Below are 25376 nucleotides of genomic sequence, written 5' to 3'. Positions count from 1 at the left end.
AGTTCCAGATCGCGCAGACCGCCCTATTCCGCCTCGCGTGGCGGCAGCGCGCAGATCTCGGACCGGGTCAGGAACCGGCGTTCGCGCCCGTTGTCGAGCGAGAACATGCCGCCGCGACCAGGAACGACGTCGATGATCAGATCGGTATGCTTCCAGACGTCATACTGCGAACCGCTGATGTAGAACGGCGCGCCGCCGATCTCACCGAGCTTGACGTCGTAATCGCCGATCAGGAAGTCACCTTGCGGATAGCACATCGGCGACGAACCGTCGCAGCAGCCTCCGGATTGGTGAAACAGCACCGGCCCATGATCGGCGACGATCTCGGCAATCAGCTCGAGTGCGGCAGGCGTCGCGGTCACCTTGTCAGCCATCCCGGCCTCCGTGATGGGGCTTCGGCGGAACGTCCCGCCGAAGCCTGTCGTTTTGGTTCCCCAAACGATGGGGTGGACCGAGCCCTCAGAAGAAGCCGAGCTTCTTGGCGCTATAGCTTACCAGCATGTTCTTGGTCTGCTGATAGTGGTCGAGCATCATCTTGTGGTTCTCTCGGCCGACGCCGGACTGCTTGTAGCCGCCGAACGCCGCGTGCGCCGGATAGGCATGATAGCAGTTGGTCCAGACCCGGCCGGCCTGGATCGCGCGACCGAACCGGTAGCAGCGATTGGCATCGCGGCTCCAGACGCCGGCACCGAGGCCATAGAGCGTGTCGTTGGCGATCGAAAGCGCCTCTTCATCGGTCTTGAAGGTCGCGACCGACACCACCGGCCCGAAGATCTCCTCCTGGAACACGCGCATCTTGTTGTTGCCCTCGAACACGGTCGGCTTGACGTAATAGCCGCCCGACAGTCCGCCGCCGAGATTGTTGCGCTCGCCGCCGGCCAGCACCTTGGCGCCTTCCTTCTTGCCGATGTCGATGTAGGATAGAATCTTCTCGAGCTGCTCGGAGGACGCCTGCGCGCCGATCATCGTCGACGGGTCGAGCGGGCTGCCCTGCGTGATCGCCGCGACGCGCTTCAGCGCGCGCTCCATGAAGCGGTCGTAGATCGATTCATGGATCAGCGCCCGGCTCGGACAGGTGCAGACCTCGCCCTGGTTGAGCGCGAACATCACGAAGCCTTCGATCGCCTTGTCGAAGAAATCGTCATCTTCCGCGCAGACGTCCTTGAAGAAGATGTTCGGCGACTTGCCGCCGAGTTCGAGCGTCACCGGGATCAGGTTCTGCGAGGCGTATTGCATGATCAGCCGGCCCGTCGTGGTCTCGCCGGTGAAGGCGATCTTGGCGATCCGGTTCGACGACGCCAGCGGCTTGCCGGCCTCGAGACCAAAGCCGTTGACGACGTTGACGACGCCCTTGGGCAGGAGATCGCCGACCAGCTCGAGCCAGGTCATGATCGAGGCCGGGGTCTGTTCGGCCGGCTTGATGACCACGCAATTGCCGGCGGCCAGCGCAGGCGCCAGCTTCCAGGTCGCCATCAGGATCGGGAAATTCCAGGGAATGATCTGTCCGACCACGCCGAGCGGCTCGTGGAAATGATAGGCCACGGTGTCATGGTCGATCTCGGAGATCGAGCCCTCCTGGCCGCGGATCGCGCTCGCGAAGTAGCGGAAGTGATCGATTGCGAGCGGCATGTCGGCGGCCATGGTCTCGCGGATCGGCTTGCCATTGTCCCAGGTCTCGGCGGTTGCGAGCTTCTCGAGATTGGCCTCCATCCGGTCGGCGATCTTGTTGAGGATCAGCGAGCGCTCGGCGACGCTGGTCTTGCCCCAGGCGTCCTTCGCCGCATGCGCTGCGTCCAGCGCGGCCTCGATATCAGCCGCGTCGGAGCGCGGGATCTCGCAGATCGGAAGTCCCGTGACCGGCGATACGTTGTCGAAATATTTTCCGGAATGGGGCTCGCGCCATTCGCCGCCGATGAAATTGCCATAGCGTTTGGCAAACGGCGCCTTGAGCACGGACTGCATGTCAACCTTGTTCATGTGTTCCTCCGTTGGCACGCCGATGCACACGGCGTTGGCCGGAAAGCTCGGTCAAATCAGGCAGACAGAACAGGGGCCCGCCGCAACGGCCGCAGGGGAACTGTCGCAAATCTGAGACAGAGTGCGCCGCAAATTGGCATAGATGCGTCAGCATTTCCGACGCAAACGCGGAGCCTTAGCGATGCAGGCCGAGCTGCTTGAGCTTGCGGTGCAATGTGGCGCGCGACATGTCGAGATTCTTGGCGGCTTTGGACACGTTGCCGCCGGCGCGTGCCAGCGCACGCTGCAACGCTGCGCGCTCCGCCGCAACCAGGCCGCCATCGTCACGGGTCTCACCGATCAGATCCGCCGCCGGCAATGGCCGCGCCAGCGACGCCGCGTTGAGGCCGAGCGCGCGCCGCGCGGCCCGCGTTGCACCGATCACGAGGTCGTCGCGATCGACCGCGAGCAGCGAGTTGACGGCGCGCTCGCTTCGCGGCGTCAGCAGAATTCGCGCATCGGGAAACGCCCGGCGAAAATTCTCGGCCTCGATCGCGCGCGCAGCGTCGGTGACCGTGGTGGCGATCAAGCGGGAAAATCCGTCGGTCAGGTCGGCGCGGCAGGAGGAGACATCGAGCGCCGCGGCAAGCTCGCCATGCTCGTCAAAGACCGGCGCGGTGGTGCAGAACAATCCGGAATTGCGGGTGAAGAAGTGCTGCTCGCGATCGATCGACAGCGGCCGCTTCTCCACGATGCAGGTACCGATGCCGTTGGTGCCCTCATATTTCTCGCTCCAGACCGCGCCGGTCCACAGCCCCCAGGCGTCGAACGTCGCGTCATCGGCGCCGGCGCCGCGCCGGTCGACCACAACACCGTCGCGATCGGCGAGCAGCACCGAGCAGCCGACGCCGCCGACAGCAAGAAACAGCCGGTCGAGCGTGCCCTGGGCGACCTTCAGAAACTCGCCGAGACGCTGCTGCGCGGCGGCGACGTCGGCTTGCTGGAGACGATGGGAAGGCCTACGGCTCGCCGGATCGAGCGCATGCAGATGGCCGGAGCGGCGCCACGACGCCGACAGCTCGGACGGCGCCCCGCCTCCGGCAAGCACATCGAGAACCTTGTCCGTATGCATGACACCCGGCGACCGGCTCATGCTTCCCTCCCCTGCTCCCCGGGTTCTCAGACCCTCGGGAACGCGGCGCTGTTGACCCTGGCACCCCTGTATTCCGCAGGATATAGCGCGCCCGGCAGCCTTTCAAGGGACGCGACTGCGACCTTCGGACAGGGCCTGGCCGCGCGCCGGTCAATTCGTCCCAGCCGGCGGCCCGCCCATCGGCGCTCGTCGACGGGTGGGCGTGACCCAGGTATCGCGCGACCCCGCATCATCGCAATGGCTCGACCCAGTTCGTGCCCGCTAGCTGAGGCGACGCATTTCCGCAATGATCAATGCAGAAATACTCGTTCTCTCGGAAACCAAGGCTTTCTAAACTTTTGCGTCTGTTCCGAATCTGCCCCGGACCGGGTGCGAGGACCACACAAGCCACTTGTAGGCTTGTATTTTGCGGGCCAAACGTGAATACGCATGTTCAGAATGGGCAATGCAAAATCCCTCCGATCGATCAGATGGGATGATCTGCGAATATTCCTCGCGATTGCGCGCAGCGATCACATCGCGGGGGCTGCCCGGTTGCTGCAACTTGACCAGTCGACGGTCAGCCGCCGCATTGCGCAAATGGAAGCCGACCTTGGGCTCCGTCTCGTCGAACGCAAGCGCGAGCGATTGTACCTCACCGAATTCGGCCGAAACATTCTCCGGCATGTTGAAACGATCGACAGTCAGGTTTCGCAAGTCCTCGATCTTTCGCGCGGTGAAGTCGAAGGAGCCTCTCCGCTCATCCGCATTTCGACCTACGAAGGTCTATCGACGTTCTATTTGGCCGAGCGGCTCGCAGCCTTTCAGTTGACGCAACCTCCAATGCGTCTCGAGATCGTCACACAACTGCGGCCCGTGAACGTCGCGATCCGGGATTCCGACCTGTTCGTCAGCTTCTACGAACCGGAAGGACGGGGTCTCCACAAAGAACAGCTTGGCACGATCACGGTGCATTTGTTCGCTTCCCAGCGATATTTGGACAGCGAGGGCACGCCGAAGAATCGGACCGATCTCGCTCGCCATCGGTTCGTTTCGTTCATACCTGATCTTCTCAGCGTCGAGTCCGCGCGGTTCCTGGACGAGGTGGTCGAAGGGCATCGCGACGTGTTGAATTCCACCAGCATGGGGACGCAGATGGCCGCCGTTGCGGCGGGTGCTGGCATTGTGATGCTGCCGGTCTTCGCCGCGCGTACCGATCGCAGATTGGTCCCGATCCTTCGGGAGAGCATCGCGATCGAACGCGGGATCTGGGTCAGTACCCATCAGGATCTTCGCTATACCGCAAGAGTAAAGTCGCTGATCGGATTTCTGAAGAAGATATTCAAGGAGGATCACGATCACTTCAATCGGTGGTCGTAAGCATCTGCCCGAATTTCCGCAATGACGAATGCGCAGATCCAGCTTCTTGGTCGGGCGATCTGTCCATAAAGTGGTGGCGCGCATTCGCGCGTGCCACGAGGACGTATGGGACTTTATCCAAGCTACAAAGTCGCGGCAGCTCATGTCGCATCTGTCTATGGCCACAGTGACAAAACGACGGAAAAAGCCTGCGACATCATCGCTGAAGCAGCTCGGCAAGGCGTTCGCCTGATCGCCTTTCCCGAGGCGTTCATCCCGGGCTATCCTACCTGGGCGACATTGGCTGCGCCTTTTGACGGAGACAAGTACTTCGCCGAGCTGGCTGCTCAGGCCATCCGTGTCGATGGTCCCGAGATGGGAAAGGTCCGCGCCGCCGCGCGCGCCAACGATATCTTCGTCTCCATCGGATTCACGGAGGCGAGCAGTGTAAGTGTGGGTTGTCTGTGGAATGCGAATGTTCTGATCGGCCCTGGCGGTGATATCCTGAATCATCACAGGAAGCTGGTGCCCACGTTTTTCGAGAAACTGGTGTGGGCCAATGGTGATGGCGCGGGCCTGCGCGTTAGCGACACGGAGATCGGCGGCATCGGCATGCTGATCTGCGGCGAGAACACCAATCCGCTGGCGCGCTTTTCGTTGATGGCGCAAGGAGAACAGGTTCATATTTCCACCTACCCGCCCATAGGAGTGGCTGGAAAGGTAAAGACGGCCGGCACCTACGATCTCGAAAAGGCAATTCGGATTCGCGCCGCCGCACATTCTTTCGAGGCAAAAGCCTTCAATATCGTTGCATCTGCGTACCACGACCAGTCCGCGCGCGAGGCGATCGCAACGATGGGGCCGGAAGCCGCTGAGATCGTGGAGGCCAGCCCTCGAGGTGTCTCGATGATCCTGGGCCCGACAGGTGCACTCATAAGCAGCGTCTTGAGCGATCAAGAAGGCTTGGTGACGGCCACGATCGATCTCAAGGACGCCGTTGTGCAGAAGCGGATCCACGATGTCGTCGGCTACTACAACAGGTTCGACATCTTCAAACTCTCAGTCGATCGCTCGGCAAATCGGCCAATCCATTTCCCCTTCGAGCCGACGCATGATCCCAATTGCTGATCCCGGTTTGGCGGGAAAAATTGGCGGCTACCGCGGATGATATCCATGTCACGTCGAGCCAAGGGACCAAGTTGGCGGCGGGCTGGCCCCGCATGGCTCGCCACCATGCTCACCTGCAACCGGAGATTCAGGCAGGGGCCGCTTCGGATGAGAAGTCAGTTCAACTGACACCGCGATCTTCCAGAACAATCTTGCACCACTGACCGTCCTCAAAGCGTCGAGGTTATATGTCGCGCCTTCCCCTATCTCATATTCGCGTGCTCGATCTGTCGCGCGTTCGAGCCGGCCCGACCTGCGTGAAATTCTTTGGCGACTTCGGAGCCGACGTCATCAAGGTCGAGCGCACCGACGGCGAAGGAGATCCCATGGGGGACGATCGCTATTCGTCCGACTACGTCAACGCCCAAAGAAACAAGCGTGGAATCACGTTGGACCTCAAGCGGCCCGAAGGCGTGGCTGTTCTCAAGAGATTGATCGAGACCGTCGACGTGGTGGTCGAGAGTTTTCGGCCAGACGTAAAGCATCGATTGGGTATCGACTACGACAGTCTATCGGCGATCAATCCAAGGCTCGTCTACACCTCGATTTCCGCGTTCGGGGAAACGGGGCCCTACAGCGCGCGACCAGGCTTCGATCTGATCGCCCAGGGCATGGGAGGGTTGATGTGGCTTACAGGTTATGCGGATCGCGGGCCGCTGCGAGCAGGAATGTCACCCGCAGATGTAAGCGCCGGGATATTTGCCGCGATCGGAGCGATGATCGCGCTCATCGAGCGTGAACGGTCGGGAAAAGGACAGTGGGTACAGGCCAATCTGTTGTCGTCGCAGATCATGCTGTTGGATTATCAGGCCATGAGCTGGCTGATGGACGGGCACATTCCGCAGCAGCGCGCAAACGATCACCCCAAGATCGTTCCTACCGGGGTCTATAAGGCCAAGGACGGCTATTTCACGATCTCAACGGTAGGGAATGACAGTTACCACCGGCTCTGCAGCGCGATCGGCGCGCCCGAGCTGAGTTCAGATCCCCGTTTCGTGACGGCGGATTTGCGAGAAAGCAACCGCGACGCCCTGAACGCCTCGATCGAAGCCGCAACTTCACAGAACACGGCCTCCGCGTGGATCGAATGCCTCAACGCGGCCGGCGTTCCGGCGGGACCGATCTACAAGCTCGATGAAATGTTCTCAGACCCCCAAGTCAAGGAAATCGGAATCGTACAATCTCTCAATCACCCGAAGCTCGGCCATGTCGAAATCCTCGGTCAGCCGATCAAGCTGAGCCGGACGCCTGCCGAAATTCGGCGTGCCCCGCCGGAACTCGGCGAGCACACCGACGAGGTGCTTGCGGAATTTGGCTTCGAGCCTGCCGAAGTGGCGAAGTTGAGACGTCTTCGCGTGATCTAGTTCAGTGCGCCACCGTGCCCGTTCACCCGGTCCGCATCACCAGCGCAATTAGCAAGATCTTGCCCACCCCGCGGGCGCCGGCGGCCAGTGTCCTGCACGAGTGTCCAGCGCCTGCCCTGCGCTCCGATTGACGCCACCGAGATAGCTGACGACGGCGGGACAGGCCAAGGGGAGCAAGCTCCCCTCCGGCAGACAGCGCCTACTGAATCCGCGCGAGCACCGCGAGGCGGCGGATACCCTTGTTACGGTAGGCGTCGAGGAACGCGTAATAGTCCTTGAACGAGACGCAACCGTTGGAATCGCCGTTCGGGCCGAGCATGAAAGTGTGCGCGAGCAGGCCGACGCGGTTGAAGATCTTGCCCTCGCCGCCGATCGGATTGAGCCGCAGCGCCGGCACGCCGTGGAACAGCGCCTCGCGCGGCTTGAGTTCGTAGATGTGCGGCGGCGTCACACCAACCATTTTCAGATGCGACGACCGGGGATCGTCGAGCCGGGAGCCGAGCCCCGAATGCGCCTCGAGCCGCGTGCCGTCGGGCAGGTATACGGTCCTGGCCGAGATGTCATAGACCGCGGTCTGGCGGTCATAGGGCGGCGAGCCGCCGAGCATCGGGTTCTGGTCGAGCGTCGAGGGGATGCTGCCGGTGACGTTGGCGTCGGCCGAAGCAAAGGAGAGCAGCCCGCCATTCGACTCGCGCTTGCCCCACAGCTTCTCGACCATGGTCTGCCGCTCGTTCGAGGCGATCGACATCACCGCGGCCTTGGCGCGCGCGGCCATGTCACGCACCGTGACGCTGCCGGACTTGGTGGCCGACTTGCTCTCCACTGCCTTGGTGTCGGTAGCCTTCGGTTGCACCGACGCTGATGGATCGTTGAGCGCCACCTGCAGATTGGCGGCGGCTTCCTTCTTGTTGGTCTCGACCGATTTCGGCGCCGGCAGCGGCTTCGAGGCCTCCGCAAGCTTTGCCGAGGCGACCGGCTTCGCTTCGGCGACCTTGGGCGCGGCGGCCTGCTTGATCGGGTCGATCTGCGGCGCGGCGTCGGCGACGACGCTGGATGCCACGCCCTCGGGCGAAGCCGCCGCAAACCGATCGTTAAACATGAGTGAAGGTGCCGGGGTTTCCGACTTCGCGACTTCGGATTTGGCGACTTCGGACTTGACGACCCCGGACTTGGCCACCTCGGACTTGGTGGCCTCGGATTTGGCGGGCGCCGCCGGTGCGGGGGTCAGCGAGGCGAACACCTCGTTGAATGCCGGAGCCGGCCGTGCGGCGGCCGCTACCGGCCGCTTGACCGCCGGGGCCTCGAACGACGCACTGCCCACCGAGGGATAGACGCTCGCGGCAAAGATGTTGGCATAGACGGTCCAGGCGCAGCCAAGCACCAGCCCCGCCACCGCGGCGCTGCCGAGGAAATGCTGTGGGAGGATTTTTCGGGAGGATTTCTTGCGGCTCGGGGCCCCAAGAACATACGCACTCGCACTCGTACCCATACACCCGGCGCTCAAAACAGGTCCACCTTTGTCCCCACACTGGATCTGCCGAACGACATTTCGGCTCACCGTCGCGCAGGGGGCACAGACGGCCATTAAGGCGACTTTTAGTTAAATGCGACTTAACCGGATGCGATCCCCTGCAACGCGGGAAGTGCCTGTGGCGTAGGGCTTTTTTAAGATGACATTGGAACGCCAAAACGGCTTTTTTGTCCCATGCTGGGACATTCCGGCACGCCGCCCGGGTGCAGGATGCCGGAATAAATTCAGGGGAGAATTTCCTTGCCGATCGCCCCGTAAATGCACGGGCATCGCGCAAGAAACGTCTCCTCAATAGCTCAGCTTCGGATACCAGTCCGTGCCGCGGCCCTCTCGCGTGGTGTCGAGCACGGTCCAGAGCGGGTCGAGATCGGGTGCGCCACGCGGGTCCTGCCCGGGGTCCATCGTGCCCGCCCCCATCTCGCCAGCCCAGAAATGACGGACCGTGCCGTCGTGGCGCGTGAAGACATTGTAGCCGGGCACGTCGCCATCATCCTTGCTGACATAATCGCGCGTGTAGTCGCCCGACATGGACATGTCCGAATAGACCCTGTGGCGGGTCCAGCCGCGCGCCCGCTTCGCCTCGACCAGGCGCGCGATCGGCGAGCGCGCCACGAACACGAACGACACGCGCTGCTCGATATCGGGCAGCTTCTCCTCCCATGTGCCCATGAACGAGGTGCACATCGGACACGGCTTTTCGCGCTGCGGGCCGAACATGTAGCTGTAGATGATCAGGGTCTGCCTGTTGCCGAAGAGATCGCCGAGCGAGGCCGGACCGGCTTCGCCGGTGAATTCATAGGCCGTAGTCACCTCGCCGCCCGGCGGCAACGCGCGGCGCAGCTCGGCCACACGTTCGATGTGCCGGCGCAACTCGATCTCCTCGGCAAGCAGCGCCTGGCGCGCGCGACGATATTCGGCGCTCTCATTGGGGAAGCGGCTGGTGTTGGTCCTGGCGAGCTCGGCGGCGGGCTTGAGAACGGAACTGGTCATGATCGGAACCTCGCGTGATTGACGGGCTCCCTGGAAGACGAACCGGAACCGGAGCGTCCGACAGTCAGCCGCGGCAATTCATTGCAGTTCCGGCGGCGGCGAGCGATCGAGGACGTCGCCCTTTGCGCCTCCCAGCAGATCCAGCGCGTAGGTCTCGATCACCAGCGGCCCACGCATGCGCCTGGCTTCGGCGATGGTTTCGATACGAGTGAAATTGTCGCGCACCGAAGCCGGCATCGGCTGGTCGAGCTCATGCACATACAGCAGCTTGCCCGAGAGCTGCGCCGGGCTCGGCTCCGGCATATTGACCCAGCGGATACGCTGGCCCTGCTGGGCGACGCAGCTGCCCTTGGGGAGATAGAACGCGAGCCAGCCGACGGTGCCATAGTCCGGCGCCAGCACGCAGCTTGCACCCGACTTCACCCGTGCCGCCTCGATTTCGCCGGCGAGCTCCGGCCAGCCGACGCCGACGCTGCGCACGGTGGCGTCACGACGATATCCCGAGAGGATGCCGGTGTTGGCCTGCACGATCAGCAGCGCGAACAGCACGACGCCACTGGGTGCAGCCCAGCGGCGGCAGAAATCCACGGTGCGCTGCTCGCGCGGCGCCCACTGCGCCTGGATCGCGGCGACCGCGGCCGCCAGCGCAAAGGCGGGATAGACCGGCGCGAACCAATTGGCCTCGACCCGCGCATGTAACGCGTGCCAGGTGAAATAGACCACGATGGTCCAGAACATCGTGTTGATCAGGACGCGTGCCGGCATCGCGCCGGCGCGACGCCGATAGAGCGCATAGAGGCCCATCACGCCGAGAATGAACACCAGCGGCGTCGCGAACGCGAATTGGGTCGGGATCAGCTCGGCGATGTAGGTCGGCCGGAAATCCTCGATCCGGGCGCGTCCCATCTGCTTGATGAACGACACCCATTGGTGCTCGGCATTCCAGAGGATGACAGGCGCGAACAGGCCGGCCGCGACCAGGCCGCCGAGATAGAGCCACGGCGAGAGAAACCAGCGCCGCAGCTTGGGCACCGTCGCAAGCCAGATCAGGATCGCGGGACCAAAGAACAGCGCGGTGTATTTCGACAACAGCGCCGCACCGGCGCTGGCGCCGACCGCGAGCCACCAGGCGCCGCGTCCGCTCTCCAGCACCTTGGCGAGCGCGTACAGCAGCAGGCTGGCGGCGACCAATAGCGGCGCATCCGGCGTCACGATCAGCGTGCCGACCGCGGCCATCAGCGTGACGTTGAGCAGGATGGTTGCGCTCGCGGCAATGCGCTGGCCGCCGAACAGGATCGCCGCGGCCCGGTAGATCGCCCAGCTCATCGGGAGCGCGAGCAGGATCGAGACCAGCCGCACGCCGAACGGCGTGTCGCCCGCGATCATGGTGCCGAGCCGGATCACGATCGCGACCATCGGCGGATGATCGTAATAACCGCCGGCCAGCGCCTTCGACCACATCCAGTAATAGGCTTCGTCGAAGGTCAGCGGCGTCCATGCCGCCGCCACCAGCCGCAGCAGCACCAGCGCGCATACCGCGAGCGCGGTATTCCGGGCGAGCCGCCCCTCGTTCGCACTCATGCGAACGTCACCGCTTGCGCCAGACGAACAGTCCGGACATCGCGTAGTTCCAGACCACGCCCATCAGCGCGCCGGCAGCGCCCGCAAGCCACCAGATCGGCTCCTGGTCGTAGACCGAGAATGCGACGCCGACATTGGCGAGCAGACCGACGCTGCACACCAGATAGAACAGCAGCAGGCCGCGCAGGATGCCAAAGCCCTTCAGCCGCTGGTCGCGATAGGTCAGGAAATTGTTGAGGATGAAATTGCTGGTCATCGCGACGACGGCGCCGGCGGCCTGCGCCTCCGGGAATCGCGCGCCGAACATTTGCAGCGCGACAAACAGCACAGCGAGGTGCACGAGCAGGCCGAGCCCGCCGACCGCGGCGAACAGGATGAAGCGCAGCGAGATCAGATCATTGGTCAGCTTCGCCAGCACCAGGCCGAGAAAGTCGAGCGCGACCATGGAATCAAGCTTGCTCTCGCCATGCTGGCGGGCACCGAATTTGTAGGGAATTTCGACCGTGCGCAGCTTGCCGTCCGCGGTCGCCACCAGGTCGAGCAGGATCTTGAAGCCCTGGGTCGAGAGCTGCGGCGCAAGCTGCTCGAAGCGGTCACGGCGGATCATGAAGAAGCCGCTCATCGGATCGGCGACCTCGACCTTCAGCGTGCGGCGGGCGATCTCGGTGGCAAAGGCGCTGGCGCCCGCGCGCTGCTTGTTGAAGCCGTCGGCCTTGTAACCCTCGATGTAGCGACTGCCGACCACGAGCTCGGCCTCGCCGCTCTCCAGCAGCGCCAGCATCTTCGGGAGCTGGGTCTCGTCATGCTGGAGATCGGCATCCATCACGGCGGCATAGGGCGCGCTCGAGGCCAGGATGCCCTCGATACAGGCGCCGGACAGGCCCCGTCGGCCGATTCGGCGAACGCAGCGCACGCGCGAATCCTGCCGCGCCAGGCCACGCACCACATCCCAGGTTCCGTCGGGCGAATTGTCGTCGACGAAGATGACCTCCCAGGATACGTCCTTCAGGATCGCGTCGAGCCGGCGGTACAGCACCGTGACATTGTCGCGCTCGTTGAAGGTTGGGACGACGACCGAAAGCTGCGGCAGACGTGCGGTCTGCGACGCGGTTTCGGGGCCCGGCTGCATGGCGTCATTCATGAGCGCCAGCGTATAGCCGCAGCCTCCCCGGCTGCCAAGGCAGGCCGAACCATACGGGCGCTCGGGAAGCGGGAAAACGGGGCAAAATACCCCTGAAAATGCCAACGACCACGAACAAGGGGCGCGCGTACATCCGGCGCAGCCAAACAATGTCGTGGTCGTCCCGGCGCCGGAGCCCTGAAGCTGCAACGTCGCCGTTCCAAGCTAGATAGGAACGCCCCGGACAGTTCGCAAGGGGCGAACGGCGCTAGTTGTTCGGTACTTCCCGGATCACGGGGCCGCGTGGCGCCGGGGCCACTGGCGCGGCTTCAGCGGCAGGGGCGGCTTGCGGCTGCGCCGCAGCGGGCGGTGCGGGGTTATGAAGCTGGCTGGGCGACGGCCCGTAGATGAACGCCGCCGCCAGCACGATGGCTGCGACCACTGCGCCCAGAAAGCCTGCCGTCGATTGTGAACTCATGCCGAACATCCCCTCGCCTGCGCGGATTGATATCAAAAATCGGCCGGCCGCAACAGGATTTGGGAACCTATTTCGCCGCGGCCTTGCGCCGGGTGAAGGCGGTCACGATGTCCTTCTGCGCCAGCTCGATCGCGCGGTTGGCGGTCGTCAGATTGGCGTCGGCATCCTGCTTCGGAAATTGCAGCGACAGGAAGTCGATCAGCGACACCCGGAAGTTCTGCCGCTCGGAAGGACAGACATTGGCGATCAGCGAGCTGAACTCCTGGTCGGACATCGCCTTGTTGCTGTCGCGGGGATATTCGCGGGCGAGACAATTCCAGTAGGCGTCGCGGCCGGTGATCGCGAGCTTGTGCGCGTCGTCGACCTCGTCGGCCATTGCAGTAGACGATATCGCGGCGGACGAGGTGACCAAGAGAGCGGCCGCAACCAGCATGCGCATTGTTGTTCTCCCGTTTTCGGCATCCTAGCCAACGCTGGCGACCACGATAAGCACCGGCGCGCCGATCTGGCAAACTGGCCAATCACGATTATTTTGACTACTCTCGCTCCCTACTCCCCTCACCTCGCGACGAGTGCAGCCGTGGCCAAAGCTCCCACCAAGGCAACCAAGACCGACGCCAAGACAGACGCCAAGACAGACGCCAAGACGACCAAGACCGGCGCGGGCAACATCTATATCGGCATCGGCGGCTGGACCTTCGAGCCGTGGCGCGGGGTGTTCTATCCGGAGAAGCTCACGCAGGCGAAGGAGCTGTCCTACGCCGCCTCGAAGCTGACCTCGATCGAGATCAACGGCACCTATTACGGCTCGCAGAAGCCGGAGAGCTTTCGCAAATGGGCCAGCGAGGTACCCGACGGCTTCATCTTCTCGCTGAAGGGGCCGCGCTTCGCCACCAACCGCCGCGTGCTCGCCGAGGCCGGCGATTCGGTGAAGCGATTCTATGATTCGGGCGTGCTGGAGCTGAAGGACCGGCTCGGCCCGGTGCTCTGGCAATTCGCACCGACCAAGAAGTTCGATGGCGTCGATTTCGGCAAATTCCTCGAGCTGTTGCCGCGCAAGCTCGACGGCCGCGCGCTGCGCCATGTGGTCGAGGTGCGCCACGACAGCTTCAAGGTGCCCGAGTTCATCGCCCTCATCCGCGAGCACGAGGTGCCCGTGGTGTTTGCCGAGCACGGCAAGTATCCGGCGATCGCCGACGTCGCCAGCGACTTCGTCTATGCCCGGTTGCAGAAGGGCAACGACGAATTGAAGACCTGCTATCCACCGAAGCAGCTCGACGCCTGGGCCAGGCGCTTCCAGGACTGGGCCGGCGGCGGCGAGCCCGACGACCTGCCGAAGGTCGACGAGACCGCGCCGAAGAAAGCCCCGCGCGACGTGTTCGCCTATGTGATCCACGAGGGCAAAATCCGCGCGCCCGCCGGCGCGATGGAGCTGATCGAACGGGTGAAGTGAAGGAACAGCGATGGCGAAGGCAAAAAAGCTGTTCACCATCGGCTACGAGCAGACGCCGTCGAACGCGGTGCTCGACGAGCTTCAGCACGCCGGCGTCAAGCTATTGGTCGACGTCCGCGCGGTTGCCTCCTCGCGCCGTCCCGGCTTCTCCAAGACCCAGCTCGCCGCCGGCCTCGACGAGCGCGGCATCGGCTATGTCCACCTCCGCGGCCTCGGCACGCCGAAGAGCGGTCGGGAAGCAGCGCGTAGCGGGCAGTACGCGCTGCTGCACAAGATCTATTCGGCGCACCTCAAGACGGTGCAGGCCAGGGAGGAGCTCGACGAGCTGTCGGCGCTGGTGAAGCAGTCCGGCCCGGTCTGCATCCTGTGCTACGAGCGCGACCACGAACATTGCCATCGCCGCTGGATCGCCGAGATCATCGAGGAGCGCGACGGCGTCAGGATCGAGAATCTGGCTGCGCCACAGCTCTAGCCCGCCTCACCCGACAGGTTCAGCGTCCCTTCCATCATCTTCACGCAGCCGCCGCCGACATGCACCGACGTGATCGCGCCGCCCTGCTTGCGCACCCGCGTCAGCAGCAGGCTCGGCCGGCCCATATCGACGCCCTGCCCGATCCGCAGCCGCAATTCGCCGTCACGCGTGGCGTCGATATCGGCGAGCAGCGCCGCGCAGGCGGCGGTCGCGCTGCCGGTGGCGGGATCCTCGGACAGCCCGCTGGCGCCCGGATGGAACATACGCGCCTGGAGATCGAGCGGCTGCTCGTCCGCCGGCACGTCGCGGGTGTAGAAATAGACGACGTCGCGGCCGATTTGCGCCAATGCCCTGGCGAACGCAGCCGCATCGGGCCGGGCGCGCTTCAGCGCCTCGCGCGAGGCGATCTCCACCACCAGGAACGGGAGGCCGACCGAGACGACCTGCGGCGCATGCCGGTCGGTCTTCACGTCGTCGGCCGACAGCGACAGGCACGCCGCCGCATCCGCCGCACTCACGACATTGGTCCGCTGCAAGGCCTGCGGCGCGGTCAGCTCGGCGCCGACCACCGTGCCGCGGTCGGACAGGATCGCGACCGGCACGAGGCCGGCCTTCTCCTCGAATTTCAGCTGCTCCGGCGGCTTCGCCGCCTGGCTCGCCAGCACGAAGGCGGTGCCGACATTGGGATGGCCGGCGAACGGGATTTCGGAACGCACCGTAAAGATGCGAACCTGGGCATCGTTGGCCGCGTCCTGCGGCGGCAGCACGAAGGTCGTCTCCGAATAGTTGAACTCGGTCGCGATCGCCTGCATCTGCGCCGTCGACAGCCCCCGGGCGTCGAGCACCACGCCGAGCGGGTTGCCGCCGAAAGCGCGGTCGGTGAAAACGTCGACGGTGATATAGCGCCGCTGCATCTTGCGTGTCCTCGTGCTCCGGTCATTGGCGACCGATCGCCTTCATCGTAACACAGCCGCAACGACGCCCATCAGAGCACTCGGTACAATCACGCGCGTTGTTGGAGCATGATCTCTTCTCGGAAAACCGCTTCGCGCTTTTCCGGATCATGCCTCAGAACCGAAACAATGCACGCGGCGATGCGAGCACGCGCGCCCGCTCATCGGCATCGGTCACGAGCTCGTCGAGGAATTTGCGGTTCTTGGCGTAATTCTGCGTCGCCTCGAACTGCGTGTGCGGCCAGTCGCTGCCCCACAGCAGATGATCGACGCCGAAGGCCGTACGCAGCAGCGGATAAGCCTGCTTGGCGAATGCCTCACCATTGGGTCCGTTGCGATATGGCGCAGAAATCTTGACCCAGACCTTTCGCGACGCGCCGAGCTTGAGCACCGCCTGGAATCCGGGATCATCGATTCCGAGCTTCGGATCAGGCAACGTATAGTGATCGAGCACGACGTTGACGCCGAGATCGAGCAGCTTCGGCGCGAGCATCGCAAGATCAGCGGCCTTGCGCTGGATCTCGACCTGCCAGCCCATTGTCTTGACCTCGGCGAGCAGCGCCTTCCACTCCGGCAAGGCCAGGTCAGGCAACGTCTGGCCAACCAGGTTGAGGCGGATGCCGACCACGCCGGCGCTATCGAGCGCGCGAAGCTCATCCGCGGCGACGGCGGGATCGACCACGGCGATGCCGCGCAGCCTCCCATTGGTCGCCTTCAGGCATTCGACCAGATAGGAATTGTCGGTGCCGAGAAAGCTCGGCTGCACCAGCACGCCATTGGTCATGCCGTTCTGGTCGAGCTGTTGCAGATAGAGCGCGAGCGGCGCGTCGTAGTCGGGCGCATAGCGCCGGCCCGCCGCGAGCTTCAGCCCGCGATGGAAGACGTGGGAATGGGTGTCGATCGAAAGTTTCGGCACCTCAGCCCTCACCTTGCTCACGATGCCGCCGGCCGACAGCGCGGCAATCCCCGCAGCAAACTGGCGCCGCGTCAACCCATGTTCGTAAGATGTCATGATCATTCCCCATTTTCACGCGCGCGTTGCAGCGGCTTGCTCGAAGACCTTGCCGCGGGTCTCCGGCAGCATCAGCACGGCGATCAGCACCAGCGAATAAGCGAACGCCGCGTCGATCCCGATCGCGGCACCAAGGCCGATGTGATCGCTGAGATAGCCGACCAGGAACGGGAACGCGGCGGAGACGATGCGGCCGAAATTGTAGCAGAAGCCGACGCCGGTGCCGCGCACGCCGGCCGGGTACAATTCGCTGAACAGCGCCGCCATGCTGGCAGGAATGCCCGCGGAGAAGAAGCCCAGGGGGAAGCCGAGCACCAGCATCTGCGAATTGGACAGCGGCGCGAAGATATAGACCAGCACCGTCACGACGCAGGCGGCGGCGAACAGCGTCACGTTGGCGCGCCGCCCGATCCGGTCGCTGATGATCCCGGAGACCACGCAGCCGCAGAAGAAGGCGACGATGATCACGGCGAGATAGGCGCTGGAGCCGAGCACCGAGAGATGCCGCTCCTCGCGCAGGAAGGTCGGCAGGAACGTCGTCAACGCCGCATAGCCGCCATGGGCGCCGATGCCGAACAGGCCACCGATCAAGGTCGAACGCAGCACGTCGCGATGAAAGATTCCAGCGAGCGTGGCGAAGAACGGCGGTTCGGCCGCGCGCGACACCGCACGCGGCGGCTCCTTCAACCCGCGGCGGATGAACAGGATCAGCAGAGCCGGGATCAGGCCGACCGCGAACAGGATGCGCCAGGCGATGTCGGCCGGCGCATAGGTAAACACCAGGGCCGAGAGCAACACGGCGGCGCCCCAGCCGACCGCCCAGGCGCTCTGCACGGCGCCGAGCGCCTTGCCGCGATGCTCGGGACGAATGATCTCAGCCATCAGCACCGCACCGCAGGCCCATTCGGCGCCGAAGCCGATGCCCTGAATGGCCTTCAGGACCACGAGCTGGGTGTAGTTCATCGCGAAAGCACAGGCGAAGGTCGCAAGCGCAAAGGTCGCGACCGTGATCTGCAACGCCTTCACCCGCCCGAAGCGGTCGCCGAGCGCACCGCCGAGCCAGCCGCCGAACGCGCCGAAGAACAGCGTCACCGAGCCGAGCAGGCCGGCATCGGCCTTGCTGATCCCGAATGCGGTGATCAGCGCCGGGATCGCCAGGCTGAACATCTGGACGTCGAGCGCGTCCAACCCCCAGCCGCCGAAACTTGCCCAGAAGGTACGCCGCTCGAGCGGCGAGCATTCGCTGTACCAGTTTGCCATGTATCCTCCCGTGAATTGTTGTGTTGTTGTGTCGTTGTGCTTGGTTGCCGCGCTCACCTGATCTCGGCGTGGTAGCGGAAGCGATCCGCCGGCCCGCGCGAGCGGCGCCATTCGATCGGCCGTCGCTCCAGATCGAAGGCCAGGCGCTCGATCACGATCAGCGGCGCGTTGGCCTCGAGCCGCAGCAGCCGCGATTGCATCTCGTTCGCGACCTCGACGGTGAGGATTTCATCGGCCGAGACCACGACCTGGCCGCAGCGGTCCTCGTAGAGCGGATAGAGCAGATCGCCGAACTCGGCGGTCTCGAGCGCAAGGATCGCCTCGAAGCGCGATCGTTGCAGCCAGATCTCCTCGGCGAGCAATGGCACGTCGTCGATCAGCCGCAGGCGCGACAGGCTGATCACAGGCTCACCGACCGTGATGCGCAACGCCGAGGCCACCGCCGAGGTCGCCGGCATCGCCTTGCGCCGCAGGATCCGGCTCTGCGGAACGCGGCGCTCGCCGCGCTCGGACTGGAAGCGGAAGAAGCGGAACAGCGAGGAATTGAAGCGGGCCCGGCGCACGAAGGTGCCGCGGCCCTGCTGGCGCTCCAGTACGCCGTCGCTGACCAGCTGATCGATCGCTTTTCGCACGGTGCCGATGGCGACGCCGTAATGCGCGCCGAGCTCGGCCTCCGACGGGATCAGATCGCCCGGACGCCACTCGTTGCGATTGATCCGCGCCGCGAGGTCGTCGCGGAGACGCTGGTAGCGCGGCAGGCGGTCGTCGAGATCTGAACTCATATAGTCATCTATATGAGTATATGACATGACGTCAACAGACTACCATGACACCTCCGATCCACGGATACCCCTACCCCAGTTGCCAGACCGGCACCGGGTGCTCGTAACCCCGCACCGGGATCTCGCCGCGCGGGACCGCGTCCGTGCACTCCTCGCCGAGCGCATCTCGCACGGCGGCGGAGATCAGGAATTGCGTGCCGAGGTCCTTGTTGAGCGCCTCGAGCCGGGCGGCGAAGTTCACGGTGTCGCCGATCACCGTGTACTCCTTGCGCCGCGGCGAGCCGATATTGCCGGCGACGACCTCACCGACATGGATGCCGATCCCGATCCGCAGCGGCCAGCTCGACGACGCGTTGGAACGCTCATTGGCCGCCAGCATCTCGCGCGCAGCGGCAACCGCCTGATGCGCGGCGTCACCGGTCTCGAACGGCGCGCCGAACAGCGCGAGGAAACCGTCGCCCAGGAACTTGTTCACGATGCCGCCGTGGCGGTCGAGGATCTCGACGAGCACCGCAAAGGCGCCGTCGAGCCGGTCCACCACCTCCTGCGGCGAGCGCGCGCGCGCACCGGCGGTGAAGCTACGGAAGTCGACGAACATCACCGCGACGCGGCGGAGGTCGCTCCCGGTGCTGGCGCCCTCCGCCATCAGGCGTTCGACCACCTGCGGCGAGACGTGCTGGCCGAACAGATTGGTGATGCGATCACGCGCGGTCGCGGCCGCAATGCTGGCCCCGAATTGCCGCCGCAACTGCATGCCGACCGCGCCGGCCAGCACGCCGCAGATCAGGATGATCGAGCTGCGCGCGGCGTGATAATAGATGCCGGGGCCGGTCTCGACGCCGCCGGACGCATGGAAGTACACCGCCATGTAGAACAGCTCCGCCGCCGCCACGAAGCCGGTGAAGGTCGAAAGCCAGAAGTCGAGCCGCAGGGTCGAGAGGATGATGAAGAGGAAGTAGGTCAGCGGCGCCACGAAACCGAGCGCCTCCTGGCGGCCCATGCTGTCGATATGCAACGCCAGCACCACGGTCGGCAATGAGGTTTCGACCAGCACGCCGATATAGCGCCGGATCACCGGCAGGTCGCGGCCCTTGCGCATGTGCCAGCTGATCGCCGCGTGCACCCACAGCTCGAACACGATGAGCGGCACGATGACGTAGAACACATAGATCGGGCTGAGGTTGCCGTGCCAGACCCGGCTGACCGCCTCGGGGGCGAAGAAGTACACCAGCAGGCTGATCGCGCCGAGCACGATCGTGGTGCCGATCAGCACCTTGATGCGGAGCAGCTCGGTGGTCATCACCTCGCGCATCAGCGCGTGGTGGAAATCGGCGGAGACGGTGGTGTCCGGCGTCGCGCTGTCTTTGGTGCCCCAGAATCCAGCCATTTCCCCTCGCCCGTCATTCCGGGGCGCGAGGCGAACCCGGAATGACAATCAACAATTGGGACCATTCTAGCCTCAATCGAGCGTGCGGCGGAAGCGCGTCACGGCGACGGTCATGGCGAACAGCATCAGGGTGGCGAGCGCGATGGTGTCGTATTCCAGGTTCTGCATCGCCGCGCCCTTCAGCATGATGGCGCGGACGATGCGGACGAAATGGGTCAGGGGCAGCGCCTCGCCGATATATTGCGCCCAGACCGGCATGCCCGCGAACGGAAACATGAAGCCGGACAGCAGGATGCTCGGCAGGAAGAACATCATCGAGAGCTGCATCGCCTGCAACTGGTTCTGCACGATGGTGGAGAACGTGTAGCCGATCGACAGGTTGGTGGTGATGAACAGCGTGGTGAGCAGCGCCAGCAGCGCGAAGCTGCCGAGCACCGGCACGCCGAACACGAACACGCCGATGCCGATGATCAGTGCGGCCTGGATGAAGCCGACCAGCACATAGGGGATGATCTTGCCGAACATCACCTCGACCGGCTTGATCGGCATCGACAGCAGGCTCTCCATGGTGCCGCGTTCGATCTCGCGCGTCACCGACAGCGCAGTGAAGATCAGCATGGTCATGGTCAGGATGGTGCCGACCAGGCCGGGCACGATGTTGAGGCGGGATTCCGCCGCCGGATTGTAGCGCGCATGGGCGCGGATCTCGAACGGCATGTCAGGGGGATCGCCGATATGCAGGTCGTGCGCCAAGGCCGATTGCACCAACGGCCCGAGCGCACCGAGCGCCGAGCCGGCCGCCACCGGATCGGTGGCGTCGGCCGCGACCAGCAGCGCCGGCTTGTCGCCGCGCCGCACCGCGCGCTCGAAGCCGCGCGGGATCTCGACGCCGAACAGCACCTTGCCGGATTGCAGCAGTTCGTCGAACTCCTCGACGGTGTGGACCTCGCGGACGAAATGGAAATAGGCGGTGTTCTCCATCGCCTTCAGGATCGAACGCCCGAGATCGGTGTCCTCCTGGGTCAGCACCGCGGTCGGCAGATTGCGCGGCGTGGTGTTGATGGCGTAGCCGAACAGCGTGAGCTGCAACACCGGGAGCATGATGATCATGGCGAACGAGACGCGGTCGCGGCGAAGCTGGATGAACTCCTTGACCAGCATCGCATAGCTGCGCCGCCAGAAGCCGAACCGCGGCTCCCCGGTCTCGCCATTCCGGATCGTATCCGTCGCACTCATGTTACTTGTCCTTGGCACTCATCCCTGGAAATTGTCCTTGGAGCGCCCCATCAGGTCGATGAAGACGTCTTCGAGCGACGGTTCGCTCGGCTGCCAGCGCCATTTCGAATTGTCGCGATAGGGCGCAATCGCCGCTTCGAGCGCCGCCTTGTCGCGGCCGGAGACGTGCAGGCTGGTGCCGAACGGCGCCACCATATCGACGCCGGGCTTGCCGGTCAGCTCGCCCATCAGCCCGTTGAAATCCTCGCCCGTCACCGTCCAGGTCGACAGCGCCGAGGCCGCGATCACCTGGTCCACGGTGCCGTGGGCGAGCAGATGGCCGTAGGCGATGTAGGCGATCTCGTGACAGCGCTCGGCCTCGTCCATGTAGTGGGTCGAGACCAGCACGGTGAGGCCTTCGGCGGCGAGCGCATGGATCTCGTTCCAGAAATCGCGCCGCGCCTTCGGATCGACGCCGGCGGTCGGCTCGTCGAGCAACAGCAATTGCGGATTGGGCAGCGTGCAGGCGCCGAGCGCGAGCCGCTGCTTCCAGCCGCCGGAGAGGTTGGCGGCGAGCTGCTCCTCGCGGCCCTTCAGCCCGATCCGCGCGATCATGTCGGCCGCGGCGCCGCGCGCGTCCGGCACCCCATAGAGCCGCGCGACGAATTCGAGATTCTCGCGCACCGACAGATCCTGGTAGAGGCTGAAGCGCTGTGTCATGTAGCCGACCTTGCGCTTGATCTTGTCGGCATCGCGCCGGATGTCGTAACCGAGGCAGGTGCCCTCGCCGCTGTCCGGCGTCAGCAGGCCGCACAGGATGCGGATGGTCGTGGTCTTGCCGCTGCCGTTCGGACCGAGGAAGCCGTAGATCGAACCGCGCTTGACCTGCATCGACAAGTCATGGACCACCTCGCGTCCATTGAACGACTTGGTCAGGCCCTTGACGTCGATGGCAATGCCGGGCGCGCTGGTTGGGCCGCCGTTCATCTGCGGTCCGCCACCGGCGTCTTGGGGTTGAAGTAGACGCTGATCGGCTGGCCGACTCGCAGGACATCGGGCCGGCTCGGCCGTGCCTGGATCAGATAGACCAGCTTGTTGCGCTCATCGAGGCTGTAGATGACCGGTGGCGTGTATTCCGCCGTGGTGGCGATGAAATAGATTTTTGCGGTCAGGTCGGCGGCGCAATTGTCGCAAGTCACCCTCACTTCGTCGCCGAGCGCGAGCTTGGGCAACTCGGTCTCCGGCACGAAGAAGCGCAGCTTCATGTTGCCGGGCGGCATGATCGACAGCACCGGGCGTTGTGCCTGCACCATCTCGCCCTCGCGGAAATAGATCTGCTGGATCGAACCCGCGATCGGCGCAAAACCCTTGCGGCGGTCGAGCCGGGTCTGCGAGGTGACGACGCGCGCCTCCGCGACGCGCAGCGCCGAGACCGCGGAATCGAGATTGGCCTGGGTGCCGGCACCGGTGCCGCGAAGCGAGGCCGCGCGGTCGTAGCTCTGCTGCGCGTTGGCGAGCGTGGCGTTGTTCTGGTTGAGATCGGCGCGTTGCAGGTCGTCATCGACCGAATAGAGCAGATCGCCGGGCTTGACCTCGTCGCCCTCGCGCACGTTGAGCTTGATGACACGGCCGGATTCATCGGGGCTGACGAAGATCATGTCGGCCTCGACCCAGCCCTGGAAGCCGGGATCGCGCTTCTCCTTGCACCCGGCGAGCGCCGCCGCCAGCGCGGCGATCGTGATCAGCTTCATCATGCGCGACGCGGTCATGTCTTCCTCCGTTCGCCGAAGATCAGATCGAGATGCACCTTGAACATCGCGAGCCCGTCGAGCGGCGCGTGCCGGGCGAACAGGCTCTGCCAGATCACCGCGACGATCGCGGGCGCAACCACGAGCTGGGGAAACTGCGCGATCTCGCGCTGCTTGATCTCGCCCCGCGTGACCGCGAGTTGGACCAGCATGCTCATCGCCTCGAGCCCCTTCGACACCACCTCGCGGAAATAGAAATCGGCGATCGCCGGGAAACGCGGCCCTTCCGACACGATCAAACGGATGATGTCGCCGCGCCGGGTCGCCACGATTTCGCGGATGAAGGTCTCGGCGAATCGCTCCACCGCGTCCCGCACCGGACCGGTGATGGTGGGCAGCGCAGTCATGCGGCTGATCAGCGGCACCAGCGCGGTGCGGATCAGCTCCTCGAACATCGATTCCTTGTCCTTGAAGTAGAGATAGAGCGTGCCCTTGGCGACGCCCGCCCGCTTGGCGACGTCGTCGAGCCGCGTCGCAGCGAAGCCGCGGGCGATGAACTCGTCCATCGCCGCCTCCACGATCGCTGCACGCCGCTCCGCCGATTTTCCGGCACGGCTGGAGGCAGGCACGGCCTCCTCGAGCGGTGCCGAGACCACCGTCGGAATTTTGGCCGCGGCGACACGAACGGAGGTGCGGCGAGTGGCCGGGGACGTACCGGTGGTTTTCATGCGCTTTGTCATGCCCGAGATTATGACTGACTGGTCAGTCATTGTCAATGTCATGAAAGGTAACCCGCGGCGACGTGTAGCTTTCCTGCTTTGGCACCGTACGGGCTCAGCCGCACCCTCTTCGCGTCAGCGCGCTGCGCGAGGCCGCTCGGTCAGCGACAGTACATTGCCATCGGGGTCCCTGAGCCAGGCGATCCGGGCGCCCGACGGCGATTGCCAGATGCCGTCGCTGTCCTGGGCGAGTTGCGGATAACGCTCGAAGGTGCCGCCACGGTTCGTGATCCCGCGCACGGCGGCTTCGATATCCGGTACCGACCAGCCGAGCGCGGTGTGCGGTTGCGGCGTCAGTTCGTGAACCTTCTGCACCCGCAATTCGGTGCGTTGCACATCATAGACAATGGCGAAATCATCCTCGGAGACGAAGCGAAGACCGAGCACGCTTTCGTAGAATGCCCGGGTGCGTGCCCCATCGGTCGTGGCCAGAAGAGCGATCAGGCTGCAATCACCGAGCATGCTGTCCTCCGGAGGACCGTCTTGGCGCGGTCCAGTAGACGCAGGATGGGTAGTTCGCAAGGTGCGCGACTACGTGTGAAACTTGAGTCCGTCAAGAATCTTGTCGACCACCTTGCGCTCGGCGCGGATGGCGAGGCCGACCAGATTGAGGTCACCGCGCGCCACCGCCCTCACCGCCTCGCGGTTGGCGGCGTCATGCGTGGTCTTGAACATCTCTTCGGTGTAGAGCGCCGGCTTCACGTTGCGCGCCAGCGCGCGGTCCAGTGCCCGCGACAGCGCAGGCCCGTCGGCACCGTAGATCAGGATCGGCTGGCCGATCAGGGAGAGATATCTCGTCCCCGAGCCATCCTGGTAGCTCTCGCCGATACATTCGGGAAACGACGCCGCGATGCCGCCGGCAAGGAACGACGCCACGTTGAGCTTCTGCCAGACTTCCAGGTCGGTGCGGATCACGACCGCGATCTTGGTGTCGAACTGCATGCGGCGAGCCTATCCGCGGGCCGGTCGCAAGCGCCAGTACCGGTGGCGCATCCCTCATCTGCCGGCCGGGCGCTTGCCGTACCGCCTGGTCTTTCACCGGGATGCGGGAGGGCGTTCACCGGCTATGTCGCCCAGCGCAGCGACGCCGAGGCGTTTGCGATCAACGGCAAAGGGGGCTGCGGCTACGGCACTGGCAGAACGATCGCGGAAGCGCGCGAGAATGCCGTCACGGATTGCAGGGACACGGCATGCCGTGTGTATGCCGTTGGCCAGCACCTGCTCGAAAACTAAACGTCGCGGCGCCGCATCCGCCCGCTGTTCCGGATTGCACCCTACCCCTTGGCGTCGCAGGCCCAGGCGCGGATCACGCATTCCTTGCCGCCATAGTCGTAGCACTTCTTGGTGGCCGCATTGAGCGAGCCCGAAATCTTCGGCGCCACCGCATAGCCATGCGCGCCGCAGGGATTCTTCATGTCGATCGAGAGCGCGGCGCAGGCGCGCTTCATGGTGACGGTGGTGCAGTCGCCCTTGCATTGCTTCAGGGCCGCGGCGCGCGCCGCGCCCTCCGCGGGATAGTCGTAGGCCTGGCCATAGGCCCCGCATTTGCCGACCGCGAACGCGCCGGCCGCGTGCGCCTTGGGGACGAAGGTTTCCACGGTGAAACGCGTGGCGCCAAGCAGCAATGTCAAGACAAG

Annotated in this window: 26 protein-coding genes; 5 read left to right on the top strand and 21 right to left on the bottom strand. The window is 64.5% G+C overall.

What is annotated here, in order from left to right:
- Positions 1–23: 23 nt before the first annotated feature.
- The 3 genes from B2W55_RS16685 to B2W55_RS16675 form a co-directional block, all read right to left on the bottom strand.
- Complete coding sequence (locus B2W55_RS16685) at positions 24–374, bottom strand: DUF779 domain-containing protein (protein ID WP_024582532.1); 351 nt, start codon at positions 372–374, stop codon at positions 24–26.
- A gap of 85 nt (positions 375–459) precedes the next feature.
- Entirely contained in the window at positions 460–1977 is a 1518-nt protein-coding gene (adh, locus tag B2W55_RS16680) for an aldehyde dehydrogenase (RefSeq protein WP_024582533.1), read from the bottom strand.
- Positions 1978–2152: 175 nt separating this feature from the next.
- Positions 2153–3109 carry a GAF domain-containing protein gene (locus B2W55_RS16675; RefSeq protein WP_024582534.1) on the bottom strand — a complete coding sequence of 319 codons (957 nt, stop codon included), beginning with the start codon at positions 3107–3109 and terminating at the stop codon, positions 2153–2155.
- 438 nt (positions 3110–3547) lie between these two features.
- On the opposite strand from B2W55_RS16675, the gene B2W55_RS16670 reads away from it, so the two are divergent.
- From B2W55_RS16670 to B2W55_RS16660, 3 genes are all read left to right on the top strand, one after another.
- Positions 3548–4468, top strand: a complete 921-nt coding sequence (locus B2W55_RS16670; RefSeq protein ID WP_029879438.1) for a LysR family transcriptional regulator — start codon at positions 3548–3550, stop codon at positions 4466–4468.
- A 105-nt stretch (positions 4469–4573) separates the two neighbouring features.
- A complete protein-coding gene (locus tag B2W55_RS16665; RefSeq protein ID WP_024582536.1) occupies positions 4574–5575 on the top strand; it encodes a carbon-nitrogen hydrolase family protein in 1002 nt (333 codons plus the stop codon).
- Between the two features lie 227 nt (positions 5576–5802).
- Complete coding sequence (locus tag B2W55_RS16660; RefSeq protein ID WP_024582537.1) at positions 5803–6978, top strand: CaiB/BaiF CoA transferase family protein; 1176 nt, start codon at positions 5803–5805, stop codon at positions 6976–6978.
- 199 nt (positions 6979–7177) lie between these two features.
- Here B2W55_RS16660 and B2W55_RS16655 read toward each other — a convergent pair whose 3' ends face one another.
- The 6 genes from B2W55_RS16655 to B2W55_RS16630 form a co-directional block, all read right to left on the bottom strand.
- Complete coding sequence (locus B2W55_RS16655; RefSeq protein ID WP_024582538.1) at positions 7178–8371, bottom strand: DUF2778 domain-containing protein; 1194 nt, start codon at positions 8369–8371, stop codon at positions 7178–7180.
- Positions 8372–8797: 426 nt separating this feature from the next.
- On the bottom strand, positions 8798–9499 hold the full coding sequence (locus tag B2W55_RS16650; protein ID WP_024582539.1) for a DUF899 family protein: 702 nt from the start codon (positions 9497–9499) through the stop codon (positions 8798–8800).
- 78 nt (positions 9500–9577) lie between these two features.
- Positions 9578–11080: a glycosyltransferase family 39 protein gene (locus tag B2W55_RS16645; protein ID WP_024582540.1), complete on the bottom strand. Its 1503-nt coding sequence runs from the start codon at positions 11078–11080 to the stop codon at positions 9578–9580.
- A gap of 7 nt (positions 11081–11087) precedes the next feature.
- Complete coding sequence (locus B2W55_RS16640; protein ID WP_024582541.1) at positions 11088–12221, bottom strand: glycosyltransferase; 1134 nt, start codon at positions 12219–12221, stop codon at positions 11088–11090.
- A gap of 247 nt (positions 12222–12468) precedes the next feature.
- Entirely contained in the window at positions 12469–12678 is a 210-nt protein-coding gene (locus B2W55_RS16635) for a hypothetical protein (RefSeq protein WP_080891170.1), read from the bottom strand.
- A 67-nt stretch (positions 12679–12745) separates the two neighbouring features.
- A complete protein-coding gene (locus tag B2W55_RS16630; RefSeq protein WP_024582542.1) occupies positions 12746–13117 on the bottom strand; it encodes a hypothetical protein in 372 nt (123 codons plus the stop codon).
- Positions 13118–13348: 231 nt separating this feature from the next.
- Here B2W55_RS16630 and B2W55_RS16625 point away from each other — a divergent pair, with 231 nt between their 5' ends.
- Together B2W55_RS16625 and B2W55_RS16620 are read left to right on the top strand one after the other, a co-directional pair.
- Positions 13349–14131: a DUF72 domain-containing protein gene (locus B2W55_RS16625; RefSeq protein WP_035636296.1), complete on the top strand. Its 783-nt coding sequence runs from the start codon at positions 13349–13351 to the stop codon at positions 14129–14131.
- A gap of 10 nt (positions 14132–14141) precedes the next feature.
- A complete protein-coding gene (locus B2W55_RS16620) occupies positions 14142–14603 on the top strand; it encodes a DUF488 family protein (protein ID WP_024582544.1) in 462 nt (153 codons plus the stop codon).
- Here B2W55_RS16620 and B2W55_RS16615 read toward each other — a convergent pair.
- The 12 genes from B2W55_RS16615 to B2W55_RS16560 form a co-directional block, all read right to left on the bottom strand.
- Positions 14600–15517: a PhzF family phenazine biosynthesis protein gene (locus tag B2W55_RS16615; protein ID WP_024582545.1), complete on the bottom strand. Its 918-nt coding sequence runs from the start codon at positions 15515–15517 to the stop codon at positions 14600–14602. The genes B2W55_RS16620 and B2W55_RS16615 overlap by 4 nt on opposite strands.
- A 154-nt stretch (positions 15518–15671) precedes the next feature.
- Positions 15672–16568, bottom strand: coding sequence for an amidohydrolase family protein (locus B2W55_RS16610; RefSeq protein ID WP_024582546.1), 897 nt, complete (start codon positions 16566–16568; stop codon positions 15672–15674).
- Between the two features lie 15 nt (positions 16569–16583).
- On the bottom strand, positions 16584–17828 hold the full coding sequence (locus tag B2W55_RS16605) for an MFS transporter (protein WP_024582547.1): 1245 nt from the start codon (positions 17826–17828) through the stop codon (positions 16584–16586).
- Positions 17829–17881: 53 nt separating this feature from the next.
- A complete protein-coding gene (locus B2W55_RS16600) occupies positions 17882–18610 on the bottom strand; it encodes a GntR family transcriptional regulator (protein ID WP_024582548.1) in 729 nt (242 codons plus the stop codon).
- Between the two features lie 70 nt (positions 18611–18680).
- Positions 18681–19997, bottom strand: coding sequence for an adenylate/guanylate cyclase domain-containing protein (locus tag B2W55_RS16595; protein WP_024582549.1), 1317 nt, complete (start codon positions 19995–19997; stop codon positions 18681–18683).
- 72 nt (positions 19998–20069) lie between these two features.
- Positions 20070–21233, bottom strand: coding sequence for an ABC transporter permease (locus B2W55_RS16590; RefSeq protein WP_024582550.1), 1164 nt, complete (start codon positions 21231–21233; stop codon positions 20070–20072).
- Positions 21234–21251: 18 nt separating this feature from the next.
- A complete protein-coding gene (locus B2W55_RS16585; RefSeq protein WP_024582551.1) occupies positions 21252–22199 on the bottom strand; it encodes an ABC transporter ATP-binding protein in 948 nt (315 codons plus the stop codon).
- The gene (locus tag B2W55_RS16580; RefSeq protein WP_024582552.1) at positions 22196–22981 is read right to left on the bottom strand and encodes an HlyD family secretion protein; all 786 of its coding nucleotides are present in this window, start codon (positions 22979–22981) and stop codon (positions 22196–22198) included. Before B2W55_RS16580 ends, B2W55_RS16585 begins: the two co-directional genes overlap by 4 nt.
- Complete coding sequence (locus B2W55_RS16575; RefSeq protein ID WP_080891171.1) at positions 22978–23688, bottom strand: TetR/AcrR family transcriptional regulator; 711 nt, start codon at positions 23686–23688, stop codon at positions 22978–22980. Before B2W55_RS16575 ends, B2W55_RS16580 begins: the two co-directional genes overlap by 4 nt.
- A gap of 126 nt (positions 23689–23814) precedes the next feature.
- Positions 23815–24201, bottom strand: coding sequence for a VOC family protein (locus B2W55_RS16570; RefSeq protein WP_024582554.1), 387 nt, complete (start codon positions 24199–24201; stop codon positions 23815–23817).
- 69 nt (positions 24202–24270) lie between these two features.
- Positions 24271–24681, bottom strand: a complete 411-nt coding sequence (locus B2W55_RS16565; RefSeq protein WP_024582555.1) for a DUF2000 family protein — start codon at positions 24679–24681, stop codon at positions 24271–24273.
- 332 nt (positions 24682–25013) lie between these two features.
- Positions 25014–25364: a DUF4189 domain-containing protein gene (locus B2W55_RS16560; protein ID WP_043855788.1), complete on the bottom strand. Its 351-nt coding sequence runs from the start codon at positions 25362–25364 to the stop codon at positions 25014–25016.
- Positions 25365–25376 lie beyond the last annotated feature (12 nt).

It is taken from the genome of Bradyrhizobium sp. UBA2491, from assembly GCF_002341725.1.
Taxonomy (GTDB): Bacteria; Pseudomonadota; Alphaproteobacteria; order Rhizobiales; family Xanthobacteraceae; genus Bradyrhizobium.
Note: the sequence above shows the minus strand (reverse complement) of the source record. Positions and strands in the feature narration are given on the sequence as shown.